Source organism: Corynebacterium anserum (genome assembly GCF_014262665.1).
Classification (GTDB): domain Bacteria; phylum Actinomycetota; class Actinomycetes; order Mycobacteriales; family Mycobacteriaceae; genus Corynebacterium; species Corynebacterium anserum.
This window is the reverse complement of the sequence record NZ_CP046883.1, coordinates 94,158-110,044: the sequence shown is the minus strand read 5'-3', so window position 1 is coordinate 110,044 and position 15,887 is coordinate 94,158. Positions and strand designations below refer to the sequence as shown.

At 55.7% G+C, this 15,887-nt stretch carries 9 protein-coding genes; 4 read left to right on the top strand and 5 right to left on the bottom strand.

Features of this window, described 5'->3' with window-relative positions:
- Positions 1-32 precede the first annotated feature (32 nt).
- The 3 genes from GP473_RS00425 to GP473_RS00415 all read left to right on the top strand — a co-directional run bounded on the left by GP473_RS00425 (position 33) and on the right by GP473_RS00415 (position 7,592).
- Complete coding sequence (locus GP473_RS00425; protein WP_186276939.1) at positions 33-1,373, top strand: NYN domain-containing protein; 1,341 nt, start codon at positions 33-35, stop codon at positions 1,371-1,373.
- A 211-nt stretch (positions 1,374-1,584) separates the two neighbouring features.
- Positions 1,585-3,651 carry a galactan 5-O-arabinofuranosyltransferase gene (locus tag GP473_RS00420; protein WP_186276938.1) on the top strand — a complete coding sequence of 689 codons (2,067 nt, stop codon included), beginning with the start codon at positions 1,585-1,587 and terminating at the stop codon, positions 3,649-3,651.
- A gap of 455 nt (positions 3,652-4,106) precedes the next feature.
- A complete protein-coding gene (locus GP473_RS00415) occupies positions 4,107-7,592 on the top strand; it encodes an arabinosyltransferase domain-containing protein (RefSeq protein ID WP_246394809.1) in 3,486 nt (1,161 codons plus the stop codon).
- A gap of 661 nt (positions 7,593-8,253) precedes the next feature.
- Here the strand turns inward: GP473_RS00415 and GP473_RS00410 are convergent.
- The 3 genes from GP473_RS00410 to GP473_RS00400 all read right to left on the bottom strand — a co-directional run bounded on the left by GP473_RS00410 (position 8,254) and on the right by GP473_RS00400 (position 12,126).
- Positions 8,254-9,783 carry a glycoside hydrolase family 25 protein gene (locus GP473_RS00410; protein ID WP_185770644.1) on the bottom strand — a complete coding sequence of 510 codons (1,530 nt, stop codon included), beginning with the start codon at positions 9,781-9,783 and terminating at the stop codon, positions 8,254-8,256.
- Between the two features lie 227 nt (positions 9,784-10,010).
- On the bottom strand, positions 10,011-11,333 hold the full coding sequence (locus GP473_RS00405; protein WP_186276937.1) for a PrsW family intramembrane metalloprotease: 1,323 nt from the start codon (positions 11,331-11,333) through the stop codon (positions 10,011-10,013).
- Positions 11,326-12,126 (bottom strand): hypothetical protein, encoded by an 801-nt coding sequence (locus GP473_RS00400; protein WP_185770642.1) that lies wholly within the window; start codon positions 12,124-12,126, stop codon positions 11,326-11,328. The genes GP473_RS00405 and GP473_RS00400 overlap by 8 nt, the downstream gene beginning before the upstream one ends.
- 362 nt (positions 12,127-12,488) lie before the next feature.
- On the opposite strand from GP473_RS00400, the gene GP473_RS00395 reads away from it, so the two are divergent.
- Complete coding sequence (locus GP473_RS00395) at positions 12,489-14,582, top strand: M13 family metallopeptidase (RefSeq protein ID WP_186277222.1); 2,094 nt, start codon at positions 12,489-12,491, stop codon at positions 14,580-14,582.
- A gap of 58 nt (positions 14,583-14,640) precedes the next feature.
- Here GP473_RS00395 and GP473_RS00390 read toward each other — a convergent pair whose 3' ends face one another.
- Together GP473_RS00390 and GP473_RS00385 are read right to left on the bottom strand one after the other, a co-directional pair.
- A complete protein-coding gene (locus GP473_RS00390) occupies positions 14,641-15,555 on the bottom strand; it encodes a VOC family protein (RefSeq protein WP_185770641.1) in 915 nt (304 codons plus the stop codon).
- Positions 15,555-15,887 (bottom strand): RNA-binding S4 domain-containing protein, encoded by a 333-nt coding sequence (locus GP473_RS00385; protein WP_185770640.1) that lies wholly within the window; start codon positions 15,885-15,887, stop codon positions 15,555-15,557. The genes GP473_RS00390 and GP473_RS00385 overlap by 1 nt, the downstream gene beginning before the upstream one ends.

Here is a 15,887-nt window from a genome sequence, read left to right as displayed (position 1 = left end):
TTTAAATAAACGAAAGAGACAGAGATCCGACCATGCTTGAACGCACACTTATCTTCGTCGATACCTCCTACCTTCTAGCTAGCTTCTACAACTCCTGGGATACCGGCGCCCGCGCCCAATTAGAAATTGACTTACCGGAAGTAGTCAATGTCCTTGGACGCATGGCAAACGACCAGCTCAAACAACCAGTACACCGACAATACTGGTACGACGGTATTCCCGAATCCGGACCACACCGTTACCAGCGATCTCTCCGCAGTGAACCCGGAGTACAGCTACGTTCCGGGCAGTTAATCGAATGGGGGGAACGCCGGACTCAAAAGGCCGTGGATACACGCCTCGTTGCCGACATGGTCATTGCCTCCGTCAAAGGCAATGTCAGCGATATCATCCTGGTCTCCGGCGACGCCGACATGCTTCCCGGTGTCGAAGAAGCTGTAAACGCCGGTGTCCGCGTCCACCTCTACGGCTTCGGCTGGGATTCCATGTCCTCTGCCCTACGCTTCGCCTGTGACACCACCACCATCCTTGATCCCCGCGAAGATTTCCGCGACACCATGCGCTTGCAGATCCTCGAAGGACCACTCGCCCCAAACCGAACCACGAGCGCGGATGTAGAACGCCCACTAGGCGATGCCGAACAACCCGAGGAACCCGGCCTTTCCCCCGTTCCGAGTCCCTCCAGCAACGCAGCAGCAGAATCCACCACGCCCACAGACACCCCTACAGCCGACGACCCCTCCGCGGCACCCCGCCCGAACGACGCCCCGCCCAAGACTCCAATCTCCGAGGCCACCACACCCTCCGCAGCACCGAACCCCACTGCTACACCATCCACCGCAGGAAATAACACGTCAAGCCCGACCCCAGCGGACCTTGCAAAGAACACCATTCCCGGCCCAATAAGTCCGGACAGTCCTGAAGCTTCCATTCCAGCAGAAGCGAAGGAAACCCCTCAGGCCACGCAAGCTGCCGGCGCTACAAAGGAGGGCTGCGAAATGAAAAATGAGGCGTCGGAGGAAGAAAACCCAGCCCCAGCGCGCCCCAATCCGGGCATGATGGCTCGCCATCGCAGACTCCGCAGCCGCTATGTTCCACTTCCAAACGAGGTATGGGCGAGCTCTGGAGAACAAAACCCATTCGACATCGGACAACAATATGCCGTCTGGTGGTACGACAACGGTGCGACCGAAGAGCAAAGGGACAATGCCCATCTGCTTACCGGCGGTGGGCTTCCACCCGAAATCGACCGTCCGCTTCTCCAATTCGCCTGCGACACCCTGCACGAATACACGCTCACCGAAAGCCAACGTGTCGGGTTGCGTGACGGCTTCCACGCAGGAATCCGGGGAATCATGATACGCCCACGCTAACTCCGCGCAATAGTCGCAATAGTTACGCACCAATCAACTCCAATCAACCCTGTGCGCTAGTTACATACCGATCGGTTCCGCGCAGTAGTTACGTATCAATAGTTCACTCGTCAATGCTGTGCTAGCCCGGCATTACTCATCCCCTACGTATCTCCACTGCTAGGATCTTGTGCTTCCTTGTTCTGTCCCACCCATATGCAAAGATGGACTCATGAACGCCAGCCCGACGTCTACTACGCATGCCCAAAACGCAGCAGCAAAGGAAAGAAAGCCACGCGCTGCTCACAAAGGGATAACTCGTCATCACGGCTTAAGCACCTCCTATCTGGTAGATACCCTGAGCCTTCCGCAATTCTTCTTGCGCCTTGTTATCGCCGGCGCTAGCGCGGCGGTTCTCACGGTGATCTGTTGGCTGGTGATCAAGCGGCTACCACTGCTGCCCTACCCGATGAGCTTCCTTACTCGCACAATGACCACGGTCGTCATCGTGTTCGTCGTCGCAGCCTTGGGCGTAGCGCTCTGGTTCTGGCTCTACACCCCAAGAAGCAAGCCTTTATCCCGATGGTTACGGCTCACCGTGCAGTTTGTCGCCTACATGGCACCAGCCATGCTGGTTGTCGCAACGTTAGCCATACCACTAGCAAAAACAGCCTTGTTCCTCGACGGCATAAGTATCGATCAAGGCTTCCGCACGGAATATCTCACCCGTATGGCGGATCATCTGAGCTATGACGACATGGCCTATGCTGATGTCCCTAGCTTTTATCCTGGGCTGTGGTTCTTCACAGGAGGCCTGTTTGCAAAGGTAACCGGCCTGGCAGGCTGGGGAGCTTTCCAACCCTGGGCTCTCATCACTCTGGCCGTCACCGGTTCCATGCTCGTGCCGGTTTGGCAACGCCTATGCGGATCCCTAGCTGTCGCTAGTGCTGTGGCGATGGCCACCACCGCGATCGTGATCCATATGGAACCGGAGGAGCCCTACGCCGCCATCGTGGCGATGGGTATGCCTGCTGCATTCATCATGGCTCGCCGTGCGCTCGACGGCGGAAAAGCAGCGATGGCAGGCAGCGTCGTCTATCTCGGCCTCTCGGCGAATCTCTACACGCTATTCACCGCAACCTCTGCCTTAACCGTTGTGGTGATGGCTTTTCTCGTTGCTGGCGGGACTAAGTCTCTCAAGCCGATAATTCGCCTAACCGTCATTGGGTTCAGCTCCCTGCTCATCGCGGCAATCGGATGGGGTCCCTATCTCCTAGCGCTGCTGACTCGCCCTCACGGCGATACCGACAAAGCTCAACATTTTCTTCCCGTCGAAGGCACCGAGATTCCCTTCCCCTTCCTGGAAAATCCGGCGATGTTTGTGCTTGGCGCCATCTGCATCATCTGGATGATCTCACGCTTCCGCGACCCTAGCGTGCATTCTCAAATTGTGGGTCTTGGCGTGTGTTACGCCTGGGTGTTTATTTCAATGCTGGCTCCATTAGCCGGCACTACCTTGCTGGGTTTCCGTCTTAGCTTGCCAATCGGGGTCATCATGGGAACCTGTGGCATTCTGGCCCTAGCGGAGCTACGGCTATTTGGTTTCGAAAAGTTCTATCCCGACGGCTTCATCAAGAATCACGGCAAAACTACGACAGCCGTTCTGGCTATCATCGCAGCAGCCACCTGCATCCACTTCACCACCAGTACGCCGGTGGAACTGCGCGAAGAAATTGACCGGGCTTATCAAGACACGGACGGCAATGGCAACCGTGCCGATAACTACCCGGCGGACTCCGGAATGTACTTTCCGCTGGTGGCGCGCGTCATTGAAGAGCACACCGGTAAACGCCCTTCGGATACGGTCGTTCTCACCGATGAGATGAATCTGCTGTCTTACTACCCCTACCGCGCCTTCCAGGCGATGACCGCACACTATGCCAACCCTCTGGGAGAATTCGATCGACGCAACGAAGTCATCGAGTCCTGGACCCACATCAAAGACCCACGGGAGCTGCTGCAGGCTATGGACAAGTCTGAGCAGGAAAATGGTTGGAAGAGCCCCGACGTAATGATTTTCCGGGGCAAGCTGGACCTGAAACCCGGAACAGAAGACGATGAACTACCTGAGGTGACAGGACCCGGCAACAATACGTTCAGTTACATCATGACTAAGGACATCCACCCTCGATATCCCAATGTTGAATTTCGCGCTGTGCACTTCTCGGCACAAGCCTTCTCTGAAGGATGGACCCTGAAACAGGTAGGTCCGCTGGTGGTTGCAATGCGTGATCGCTAGTCCCAGCGCGGTCAACAGGGCGACATATCCCCTTTAACCACTGTCATAGCCAGTGACTCATCAATTGCGACCGTCGAACCTAGCCGGCGATTCCCGTATTCAGCGAGCAGTTCTCCTCCGCCGCGAAAAATCCTCCAGCTCGTCTCACATAGCGTTACTTGTCACACCCGCCCCATTCGACTACCGCGACATGGGGTTTATTAGAAGTAAAACACCTGAACCTATACCTAGTGTTCCCGTTTTGAGCCTTCGGTACCGTAGAATATTCAGCCGTGACGAAACCTCAAAAGAAAACACACGACCGAAAAACCTTAGGGCCTTCGTCAGTGCACAAGCACGGTCGGCACGCAAAACCGTCGACTCAAAAAAACTCCTCAATCACTCGACTCAAAAGCCTAGCCATCATCACAGGCCTTATGGGGTTCATCCTCTTTTGCCTCACCCCCATACTTCCGGTGAAGCAAACTCACGCGGAGTTCACCTGGCCACAAGGTAACGACCTCACCAGCATCAACGCACCACTAATTTCCTACATGCCACAAGATGTGGACATCACCCTCCCCATCAAGGAAATCCAAGACCTCAACCCCGGTGCCACCACCGCCTTATCAACACTCCCAGAAGATGCGCGGGATGCCTCCCTACGTGGCCTCTTTATCCGCTCCAACGGAGACGGAATCGACGTCATCACACGCAACTCAGTGCCGCTGAGCTTAACCAAAGAACAAATTGAGAAGCTGCCGGACAACGCCGTCCTTCGTCTGACCTCAAACTTTGAACAAACTCGGGCCTGGGTTCCAGACGCAACAAATGATAACGGGGAACCCCTAGAAGGTGCACTCAACAGCGACTTCCGCCCAATGATCACCGGCATCTACTCAGAGATGCGCAATACCCCAGAGACCTACCAGGCCGCTGAGGCGCACGGAATCAACGTTCACGTCACCGTCGACACTCGCTTCTCCTCCGCCCCAACTCTCCTCAAATCCCTAGCGATGATCCTGGGTATCGTCATGACGATCATCGCTCTGTGGTCTCTGCACCGCATCGACTCACTAGACGGCCGGCGCGCTCATCGCTTCCTACCCCGCCGCTGGTGGAAGCCACGTTTCCTGGACTTCATCGTCGTTGGCACACTACTGATTTGGTTTATCATCGGAGCCAACACCGCTGATGACGGCTACATTCTGAACATGACTCGCCTCGCAGAGCACTCCGGCTACATGGCCAACTACTACCGCTGGTACGGCGTGCCGGAATCCCCATTCGGATTCCCGTTCTATGATCTGCTGGCGCTCATGACCAAGGTCTCCACAGCATCTCCATGGATACGCCTACCGAGCCTCCTCGCAGGCATTATCACCTGGCTCGTCCTATCGCGCGAAGTACTGCCACGCCTAGGAACCCGCATCAACCAACGCAGGGTTACTCACTGGACCATGGCCTCGGGCTTCCTGATCTTCTGGCTCGTCTACAACAACGGCACGCGCCCCGAGCCAATCATCGCCATGACCTCGCTATTAGCATGGGTATCCTTCGAACGCGCTATCGCCACCCATCGTCTGCTGCCTGCGGCGATCGGTACCATTCTGGCCACTCTCGCGCTCAGCGCCGGTCCGACAGGTCTGATGGCTGTTGCCGCATTGCTGGTGTCCCTGAGCCACATCGTCCGCATCGCAATCCGACGACTGCCCGCTCTCGGAGCCGAAAAAGGAGAATCCTTCGGCAAAATCTTCACCGGAATGCTCGCACAAATTGCCCCATTCCTGGCAGCTGGCACCGCCATTCTCATCGGCGTATTCGGCGATCAAACCCTGCGTAGCGTCGTAGAAGCAACCAGAGTTCGCAGCACACTCGGCCCATCCTTGCCATGGTACGAGGAGTACATACGCTACACCGCGCTCCTCGAACCAACCACCGACGGTTCGCTCACCCGCCGCTACGCAGTATTGATCCTGTTCTTCTCCTTCGGCGTCGTCATCGCATCCATCCTGCGAAACGGACGTGTACCCGGCGCCACCCGCGGCTCATCCACGCGTCTGGCACTGGTGATGCTCGGAACCATGTTCTTCATGACCTTCACCCCCACTAAGTGGACACACCACTTCGGTGTCTACGCTGGCGTCGGTGCAGCCATGATGGGACTCTCGGCGGTAGCAGCCTCCTACTTCTCCCTACGCTCCCCACGCAACCGCTGGATCTTCATAGGCGGTGTCCTCATGGTCTTCGCCCTTGCGCTCTCAGGAGAAAATGCCTGGTGGTATGTCTCCGCGCTCGGCGTGCCTTGGTACGACCGCTCAATCTCACTCTTCGGTATCGAAGCATCCACCGCCATGCTTGCACTATCGCTCGTAGTACTAGTCTGGGGCGTGCTCGTCGGCTACTTCACCGATTTCCGTAAAGCACGCGCGGAATCCCGCACCGAAAAGCGCAAAATCAACGCCGACGAAGCCCGCCGAACCCTCAAATTCCAAGGACTCGCAACAGCACCAATCGGCGTGCTCACAGCAGCCATGATGGTCTTCTCTGTACTGTCCCTCGCCAAAGGTTTCACAACCCAATGGCCCGCCTACAGCGTAGCCAAAGGCAACCTCGTCTCCCTCACCGGAAACTCCTGCCAGATGGCCAACGACGTTCTCGTCGAGACAGACACCAACGAATCCTTCCTACAAGTCTCTGACGGATCCCCACTACAAGACTCCCTCAGCAACGACACCTCCCCAGGATTCGCACCGAATAACCTCCCGACCCACATCCTCCCGGACGATACCGAAAAATCCGGCACCAACAGTCAATCCAGCGTTCGCGAAGAACAGATTGGCACCACCACCGATACTCCACACGACAATGCGACGTCGAACAATAAGGAGGACAACGCACAAAACAACCACGACTCCAACAACTCCACCAACGCAGCTGGCGACACCGCGAACGCTCCAGCCGGCGGCGACAACAACGCAGCTGGCGGCGATGCACACGCCACAGTCGACAACAGCCAGCCAACCTCCAGTGACGATGCCGACGAAGCCTCCTCCGCAGACGACCCGAACGCATCCGGATCCACAGGCGGAGTCACCACCAAACGCGGAATCAACGGCTCCTACGCCAAACTGCCATTTGAACTCGACCGCAACAAAGTCCCCGTACTCGGCTCTTTCACAAGCGGCCCACAAATCCCAGCAAAAACCATCACCAAGTGGTACAACCTGCCGGAACTCAACGAAGAACGGCCACTCATCGTCTTCACCGCCGCCGGACGAGTCAACCACTACGACATGAATGGCGTTCACAAATACGGCCAAAAGCTCGTGGTGGAATTCGGACACATCGACGACAACACCGACCGAAGCAACCCAGACTCCTACCAAGTGCTCGGTGAATACATGCCGCTAGACATCGGCACGGGACCCGAATGGCGCAACATGCGCGTACCAAAAGAAGCCGTACCAGCCAATGCCAACGTCATCCGCATCGTCGCCGACGACACCAACCTCACGCCCGACCAATGGCTAGCACTCACGCCGCCGCGGGCACCGAAAATGGATACCCTCAACGACGTCATCGGATCCGAAAAGCCCGGCCTGCTGGACTGGCCCGTTGGACTCCAATTCCCATGTCAACGCACCTACGACCATAACTCGGGTGTGACCGAAGTTGCGCAATTCCGGATTTCCTCCGACCACTCTTCACGCCGTGACCATGGTGAAGTGATGGGGTACAACGGTGGAGGATCCCTCGGGCTCGTACAAATGACCTCACGGGCAATGGAAATGTCTACATACCTACGTGATGACTGGCAGCGCGACTGGGGCGTGCTCGATTACCTGGAGCCATACACTGTATCGACAGGAGAAAAGCCAAAGACAGTTGAGTTGCAGGAACACGAAACCACCGAAACTGGGTTCTACTACCCAGGACCTATGCGCTACGGCAAGCTATAGGTGCCAGCTAGTTCAGGATTTGGGCTGCGGGTGCTGGCTAAAGGTCTAGGTTCTCGCGGGCTTAAGCTCAGTGCCTAGCACTCTGAGCGCCACTGAACCCCGTTAGCCCAATCTCTCGCAGCTACAGGTGTCTACGGGGATATTTTCAACTGAGTGTTAGCAGATGCAGCGAGTTTTAGACAGCGGCAAGCTGAAAACCTGGTGATATTTCACTGAATACAGAGCCGAACGTCTGTTTGGCACTCAGACGGGGATCTTATACGCAGAACTGGGCAAACTTTCTTCTCGCCGGAGATTGCACTCTGACTCGCGTACAAATTTCCCCACAGAGCCATAACCGGCTATCAAAAAGCCAGGTCATTATTTCTGTCAATGTCGGCTCTGGGAAAATTTGTTCGCTTTGGCTCCGACAGACATGCCAAATGCCTCACACTCTAATCAGTGGAAGCGCGCGCCAATAACAGGCTGTATCTACCAGCGGTAAAACGCACAGGCCTGCAACTATCAGCAACAGACGAGTCCCAGCAGTATCAACCTGCGTCAAACATTCCAGCCTGCATAACCTGTTGCTGCCGACATCAATCAATACACCCACGGCTAACCCACACTACAAGAAAACACCCCAGATAATTCTGGGGTGTTTCCCCGAGACACTCGCGCATCAATGAGCTGCAGCTGCAGATATAGCTCGCTGTACTGCTTCGGGCGGTAACGGAGTGCCAGCCGGCGCAACCTTAACCTGGGTAGCAATCTGCGCCAAGTTCTGCAGCGCATTCGGGTTGGCCTCAACCTGCCCGTTAGAAAGCATTGCATTCCAATCCTGAGATTCCTCGAAAGTTTGAAGCAGCTTCAGCAGGTCACCAACCTTAATGCCGTTGGGGGACTTCTGAACGACGGCGAGCAATGCATCGACAGGGATTTCCTTACCATTAGCATTGATATCTTTCAGAGCCCCGGAAAGGGCAGTCAAAGCAGACAGAATCGCGCGAGAGTTGTCAGCTTTTTTGGTGTGAGAACGGGATTCTTTCTGGGCGTTGGCCGACGCATGTGGAGATGCGGCTTTGGCACCAGTTTCAGCACCAGCAGCACCTGTCGCACCAGATGCCGTCTTGTTTTTCGCCTGCGCTGCTTGTGCTTCACCGCCCGCAGTTTGCGCATTCTCGGCCATCTCAGCGCCCTGCGCAGCAAGCTCATCCGTGTCGATGTCCCGCGCCTGCTTTTCCAGTTCCTTCGCACCCTGATCGATGAGAGCCTCTGGCGGGATACGCCCGCCCGCTACTCCCAGCAGTAGCATGAGGAAATCGTTTGTCAGAGGGATATCCACCCCGGTGGCTTGCTCAATTTTATTAGCCACCTGAGCTTCCTCTCCTGTTGCTTCGCGCACAGGGGCGAGGTCGTGAGCCACGTCACCAACCATTGTGCCGGAAGGGGAGCTCTTCGCTAGAGCCTGGAGCTGCGCATCATCACCGTTGTATTCGTTCAGGTCGACCTTGGTTTGGATGCCGTCGACGGAACCCGAATCAGAGTACTGCCAGAAAGTCGGCTCATCCCAGCCACCAGGAATGTAATCAGGCAGGGTGTCGCTGAAATATGCGAGCCACAGAGGGAGATGGGAAAACTCGGTGGTATCTCCCATCTTGTCAATCCAGAAGCTGTAGTAGGTGTACATGATCGGGTCACGACCAGTTTGGGCGCGAATCTCATCCACAAATTCACGTACCCATTGTTGGAGCTGGGCAACGGTTAGCCCTCCGCTCTCCTCCAAATCTAAAACAGGTGGCAGAGAAGGCTGCGGGCCAGTAGCTAGGGTGGCAGCGTAATAGCGTGCCTGAGCACGAGCGGAACCGATACTCGGCTTCGCGTAGTGGTAGCTGCCTGGCATGATTCCGGCTTCCTGCGCCTTAAAGGAGTCAGTGGAGAAGAAGGGATTCACGTAGCCAGTGGCTTCGGTGGCTTTGATGAATGCAAATTTTTGGCCTGAGGCTGCAACAGCCTGCCAATCGATTGCAGAAACTCCACCTGGGTGCTGGTGGGATGCCACATCGACTCCGGGCAATGCCCATGATGGCACCGGAACGATATCGGTGGCAACGAGCGTCGCAACAGTTGCTGCAGAACCGATCAGGGCCGCTGCAGTAATGCGGGCTGGAGTGGTTTTGCGCGCAGAACGGCGCCTGTGCAGAGAAAGCATGAATCACACACTACTCAAAGCTCACACAAATCACGCCATTAACACCCATGCTATTTTTTAACATTCGTCACATTTTGCAGGGTGTTGTAGAGAATACGCAGGTCACAGCCGTACATGGCTCTCAGTCAACTCGCCAAAAAAATGTCGAAAATCTCTGAATTTCTGCCAAAGCACCGAGTTGCGACACCGATACCACGACTCACAGACGGGTCACGCGAACCTCTCAGCTAACCACGCTGGTAAATAGTCACTGCCGGTTCCACCCCGGCACGCATCAAGGGCATCACGCGCCGCTTCTCTCGGATAACAACAATTCCCACCGTTCCAGCCATGATCAGCCACAGCACGGCCTTCACACCCAGTTCCCACGCAGTGACAGTCTCGCCCGGTGTTGTGAAATTCCAGCCGTAGTGTAGAGCTACTGCCAGGCCAATCCATCCAATGAGGTTTAGCACGCGCTTGCGCCGCCCCCAATTTTCACCTTCGTAGAGCGCACGCCCAATGCCGTATCCGGCCAAGCCCGTCATGAGCATGTGCAGAAACGGCCCCAATAAGACTCGCGTGAGGTAGACCTGTAACGCACCGTCGACATCCGACACGGGGTGGATCACCGCGAGGTTCACGGCATATAGCGTATTTTCATAGACCTCAAAGCCGGTTCCCACCAGCAGACCTGCAATAAGCCCGTGCCATGGGCGGTTCCACCATGTCCGCCCTATCCAGAGCAAAATGAACACCCCCAGTGCTTTTATCATCTCTTCTGGCACCGCTGCAGCTAGTGAATAAGAACTCGCATACCAACCCATCTTCTCCGCAACATTCAACCACGGGCTTGATAGCAGACCGCCAGCAATGGCGGGCGAGGCGAAAGCTCCCCAACATAGCGCCATGATGATCAGTCGCTTAGGTGTGCCTCGAGAGATCTTCAGCAGCAGCACCCCCAGCACTCCAACCAGTACCTGGATCATACCCAGACCTGCTGCGATAACCGCACTGCCATTGAAAAGAGCGTCCCCACCTCCGCTGAACGCAATGTTGGCTACTGCCATGCCGGCCGAGGGTATTGTCAGCACGAGGTATACCCAAAACCAATAATCTTTGAACAGTTTGAGCCGTGGTCGAGCCTGTGCTGGGAAGGATTTATAGAAATTCGCCGGTGTATGAATCACCACCCAACGTGATGCAGCTTTAGGCAAAGCATTACCACCCGGGTGCAGGAGCCGCTGGTTCACCCGTGCCGCATTCAGTTCCGCTGCATTCGATCCCATTGCATTCGGCCCTCTCACCCCGTCCGATCCGTGGCGGGAAATCTCTACGGTTCGGAACTGTGGACTCACCTCTCTTGTCTTCTCTTCCGACGCCACACCTGCAGCTACCGCAGGCTCTCCGATATTTCTAGGTTTCTGCCCAGGTGAAAGCCGAGCACCACTCCGTTGCCCCGGTGAAGGCTGAGCCTCTGTGTTCTGCCCTGCCCCAGTAATATCGGAGGAATTCCAATTGGGCATACCCTGCTCAGACGCTCCATGCTCACGCGACCCGCTCTTAGACATTGCTCACCCCCTTCGATTCACTGTCATCGGCTCCACTCGTAGTATGTGCGCTCTCAACAATTGTCATGGCATAGGAGAGTGCGGTGTCCATCAAGACTGCGTCGCCCGGTCCGGATCCCCTCGCCAATGGCTTGGTAGAAACATCAACAGTAACTAAAGAACCTTGGTTCGAACCTGTGGAGTTATGACCCCGGAAGAAACCCACCGCATAATTCATGGTGAATCCGCCGTGAGCACCGTTGCTAGATATCCAACCCAATTGAAACGGATCGGTCATCAGTATGGTGTCCACCCCAGTTGATTCCAGTAGCTGATGATGCGTTGACTCCATATTCCTGGTGACCTCATGGGGAGATAAGTCGTCTACCTGGGCTTTCTCCATAGCTCGAATACTGCGGTTCATGGCTAAGGCCATTGCCGGTAGGTCCTTATCCACCTGAGGCATACCCATCACGCGCACATCCACGTCACCACAATCAAATTGTGCGTAATAGAACGCGATCGGGTCACGCACCACATCACATTCTTCAAGAAAAGAAAAGCGAAGAGGCCAGTCGGTGTCTGTATTCACGAAACTCGTGTAGGCATCGTCAGTGGTCATCTGGGGACTTTGTGGTCGAGGAAGGCTGGCGTCGATAAGAAAGGGAACAACCCCCAGCATCACCAATATGAGAACCACAACCATGCTGTATTTGGCGCGCCTTTTCCCGTTGAGGGGGGCACCACGAAATCGACCGAGTGGGTCGGCGTGCGGGGCGCGAAGTGGCTGCGCCGGGTGGTGAAAATCGTTCATCAGTACACAGGTTAGTACGGCTGTTTTGTTTGCCCCGGCTAAAGGCCTAGGTCATTCACCGCTGGACTCTAACATTTGCTTTACCCAGCAGACATATTTTGTAGCAGCCGACGGCCGTATTTATATCGCTTAGCGATCTCATCAGGCCGGATAGCGCTACTGATTCGGATAGTGCTACTGATTCTAGGTACCTGCTCAGCACGAAACTTTTACACACAACTTTTACACACGGATTTCACGCATCCGGCTAAAACGCAGGTATTAATCTTGCCCTTGGAACATCCACCAATCCCTCTGTCAATACCTCTGCCAATGACGGTACTAATGCGTCTATGGTGGTGGGCATGGCTGAAAATCAGACGATGAACACTACCGAAGGCATCACCCCCGCAGACGCCATTCTGAACAATATCCCAGACAATATCTCCGAAGCGCCCTGTGGCCAGGTAAGCGTGGCCCAGGATCTATACCGCCATGTCAACGGCCACTGGCTAGCCACCCACGAGATTCCAGCAGACCGTGCAGTGGATGGCACTTTCCACACATTACGCGACCGCGCGGAAAAGGATGTCCGCGCTATCGTCGAGACCGCTGCGAAAGATGAGCCCCAAGGCCGCATCGGGGCGTTGTACTCCTCATTCATGGATGAACGCGGGATCGAGGACGCTGGCCTTTCTGTTCTCGACGCCGACCTAACCCCCATCCGCGATGCGAAAAACATAACAGACTTAGCTACCGTGCTTGGAGAACTGGATGTCAGAGGCGTCGGCGGAGTAGTGGGCTACTGGGTAGAGAAAGATTCCGGCGGGGACATCGAACGCGCCTACCTGGTGCAATCCGGCCTGGGACTACCCGATGAAGCCTACTACCGCGAAGAACAGCACAAGCAAACCCGCGACGCATACCAGCAGTTCGTTACACGCATGCTGGAACTCACAGAAGAGCAAGAACGTCCGGGTCGTTTCGCACAAACCTCTGCGACAGAAGCTGCTGAAGCAATCATGAACTTCGAAACGCGACTGGCCGAAGGGCACTGGGATCAAGTCACCAGCCGCGACTCAGATAAAACCTATAACCCTACAGACGTAAACCACTTACCTACCGGTTTCCCCTTCAGGGCCTGGTTAGAAGCAACGCACATTGACACCTCCAGTGCTGGCGGGAAGATAATCGTAGTCTGCATGCCGAGCTACCTCGAACACGTCGCAGCCATGGCCACCGGCGACGATGCCGTAGATCTGGACACCTGGAAACTATGGGCTTATTGGCACGTCATCATTTCCCGCGCCACACTACTGCCGAAAGCTATCGGAGACCTCAACTTCGACTTCTACGGTCGCACATTGTCCGGCTCCGAGCAGCAGCGTGCTCGTTGGAAGCGCGGCGTGGGGCTTGTTGAAGGCGCAATCGGTGAGGAAATCGGCAAGAAATTTGTAGCTGAGCATTTTCCTGCGTCGTACAAAGAAACTATGCTGACTCTCGTCGATTACCTCATCGACGCATACCGCGAACGCATCGAAAAGCTGGAGTGGATGACTCCAGCCACTCGCGAAAAAGCACTGGTGAAACTAGGGAAATTCACTGCCAAAATCGGTTACCCGGATAAATGGCGCAGCTTTGAGGGGCTAGAATTCGGCGCGCAAGGCGCCGATTTGCTGGATAACGTACGCAAAGCCGCTGAATTCAACCATGACTATCAGGTGAGCAGGTTAGGTAAACCATCTGATCCGGAAAAATGGTTCTGCACGCCGCAGACCGTCAATGCGTTCTACAACCCGGTCACCAACGACATCACCTTCCCCGCTGCCATCCTGCGCCCACCCTTCTTTGACCCAGACGCAGACATGGCTGGAAACTTCGGTGCAATCGGTGCAGTCATCGGACACGAGATTGGCCACGGCTTCGATGACCAGGGCTCCAAATACGACGGCGACGGCAACCTCAATTCCTGGTGGACAGACGAGGATCGCGCAGCCTTCACCGAACTAACAGACAAACTTGTCGCACAATACCAGGGTCTGGTGCCCACCGGATTGAAGCAGCGCGGAATCGAGGAGCATAAGGTCAACGGTTCCTTCACTCTCGGTGAGAATATCGGCGACCTTGGTGGGCTGGGTATAGCCATCGTGGCGCTACGCCGCTACCTTGCAGATCAAGGAGAAGATTTCCAGTCAACACCGGCACTTCCCATCGATGGATTAGTCGATAACGAAGGCATTGCGGATACTACGGAATACTCCGCTCTACAGCGGGTGTTCCTGCGTTGGGCATGCATCTGGCAGACTGCAATCCGTCCGCAAATGGCTGTGCAATACGTCTCCATCGACCCACACTCCCCTGCAGAATTCCGCTGCAATGTGGTGAGCTCGAATATTGCCGAATTCTACGAGGCATTCAGCATCACCCCGGAAGACGCAATGTGGCTCGATGAAAAAGACCGCGTCACGATCTGGTAGTCGCAGCCCTACGCTGCGATAGTCTCAACTCGACTCGGCGAGCGTTGGGTTTACCACGCTAGAAGGGGGTGAATTCTTCTGGAGCGAAGAGATCCGGCTCATGTACCTCGTCCATCTCCGGGGTGTAATCATCCACCTCAGAGATATTGAGCACGGCACCCGTAGGGTCTTGGATGGTAGCTACACGCCCGAAATCACTGTTCCACGCTGGGCGGATAATAGTGCCGCCCAGATTCTGCACCTTCTCCAGCGCTTCATCTACACTGTTCACACCCATATATAGGGTCCACAGACTCGGGGTTTCAGGGAGTGAGGAAGTATCCCACAAACCAACAAGCGGGTTGCTCTCCCACTCTCCCACGGCGTAATGAAAGTCCTCAGTGGCGCTCACCTGTTTGATGTCCCAACCACAAAGTTCATGGTAGAACTTCACGGTCTCATCCCAATTCTTACCGATCAGCAGCTCGTGCCACACGGGAGTGCCGGGCTCTCCCGCAGCGAAGAATGCTTGTTCGCCTGCGGGCTTTTTCAATCCCACGGTCGCACCCGAGGGATCCACTAGCACTGACATGTCGCCGCGCTGATCATCTAAATGCCGAGGTTCCAGTACTGATGTTGCTCCAGCTTTCACAGCTTTCTCGTGCGCATTAGCTAACTCCGGGGTGTAAACCATCAGGCTCCAGATAGACGTGTTCTCTGGGGGAATCTGCGCAATGCCCGCAACCGGCATACCAGAGCGCTTGGCCACCGTGTAGGACGGGCGGGAGGCCGTTGCCGCAGACTCTCCGTCTTCACTCGCGGCAGCGGGGATACCCTCATCCATGGCGGCAGTCTCGTCACTGCCATCATCGACGGCAGAGTCTTCGAATTCCCAGCCAAGCAATGGCCCATAGAAAGCTTTGGCTTTTTCTATATCCGTAGTTGCTAAATCCAGCCAGATAGGCATGCCCGGTTCGGCAACGAGAGCTGGCATTACATATTCCTCCACTTTTCAGGGTCAAAATCGTCATCGGCGGTAGCTTCGTCGAAATACTCGCCGAGTTCATCGTCGTCATAGTCGGCGCCATGCTCACTAACTACCCGGGCTGCGGCAATGATCTTCTGCGTGTCTAAGTCCAGCACTCCGACTTCGTCACCGATATGGAGAACTTTGCCGCGCCGGGTATCCACCTGCCCATTGACGGTGACTGCTCCAGATGCGATGAGTTCTTTGGCAACGCCACCGGTTTCCACGAGATTGGCGAGTTTGACGAATTGGCCGAGGCGGATTTCCTGGTCACGGATGGTGACATCTTGAATCTGCAT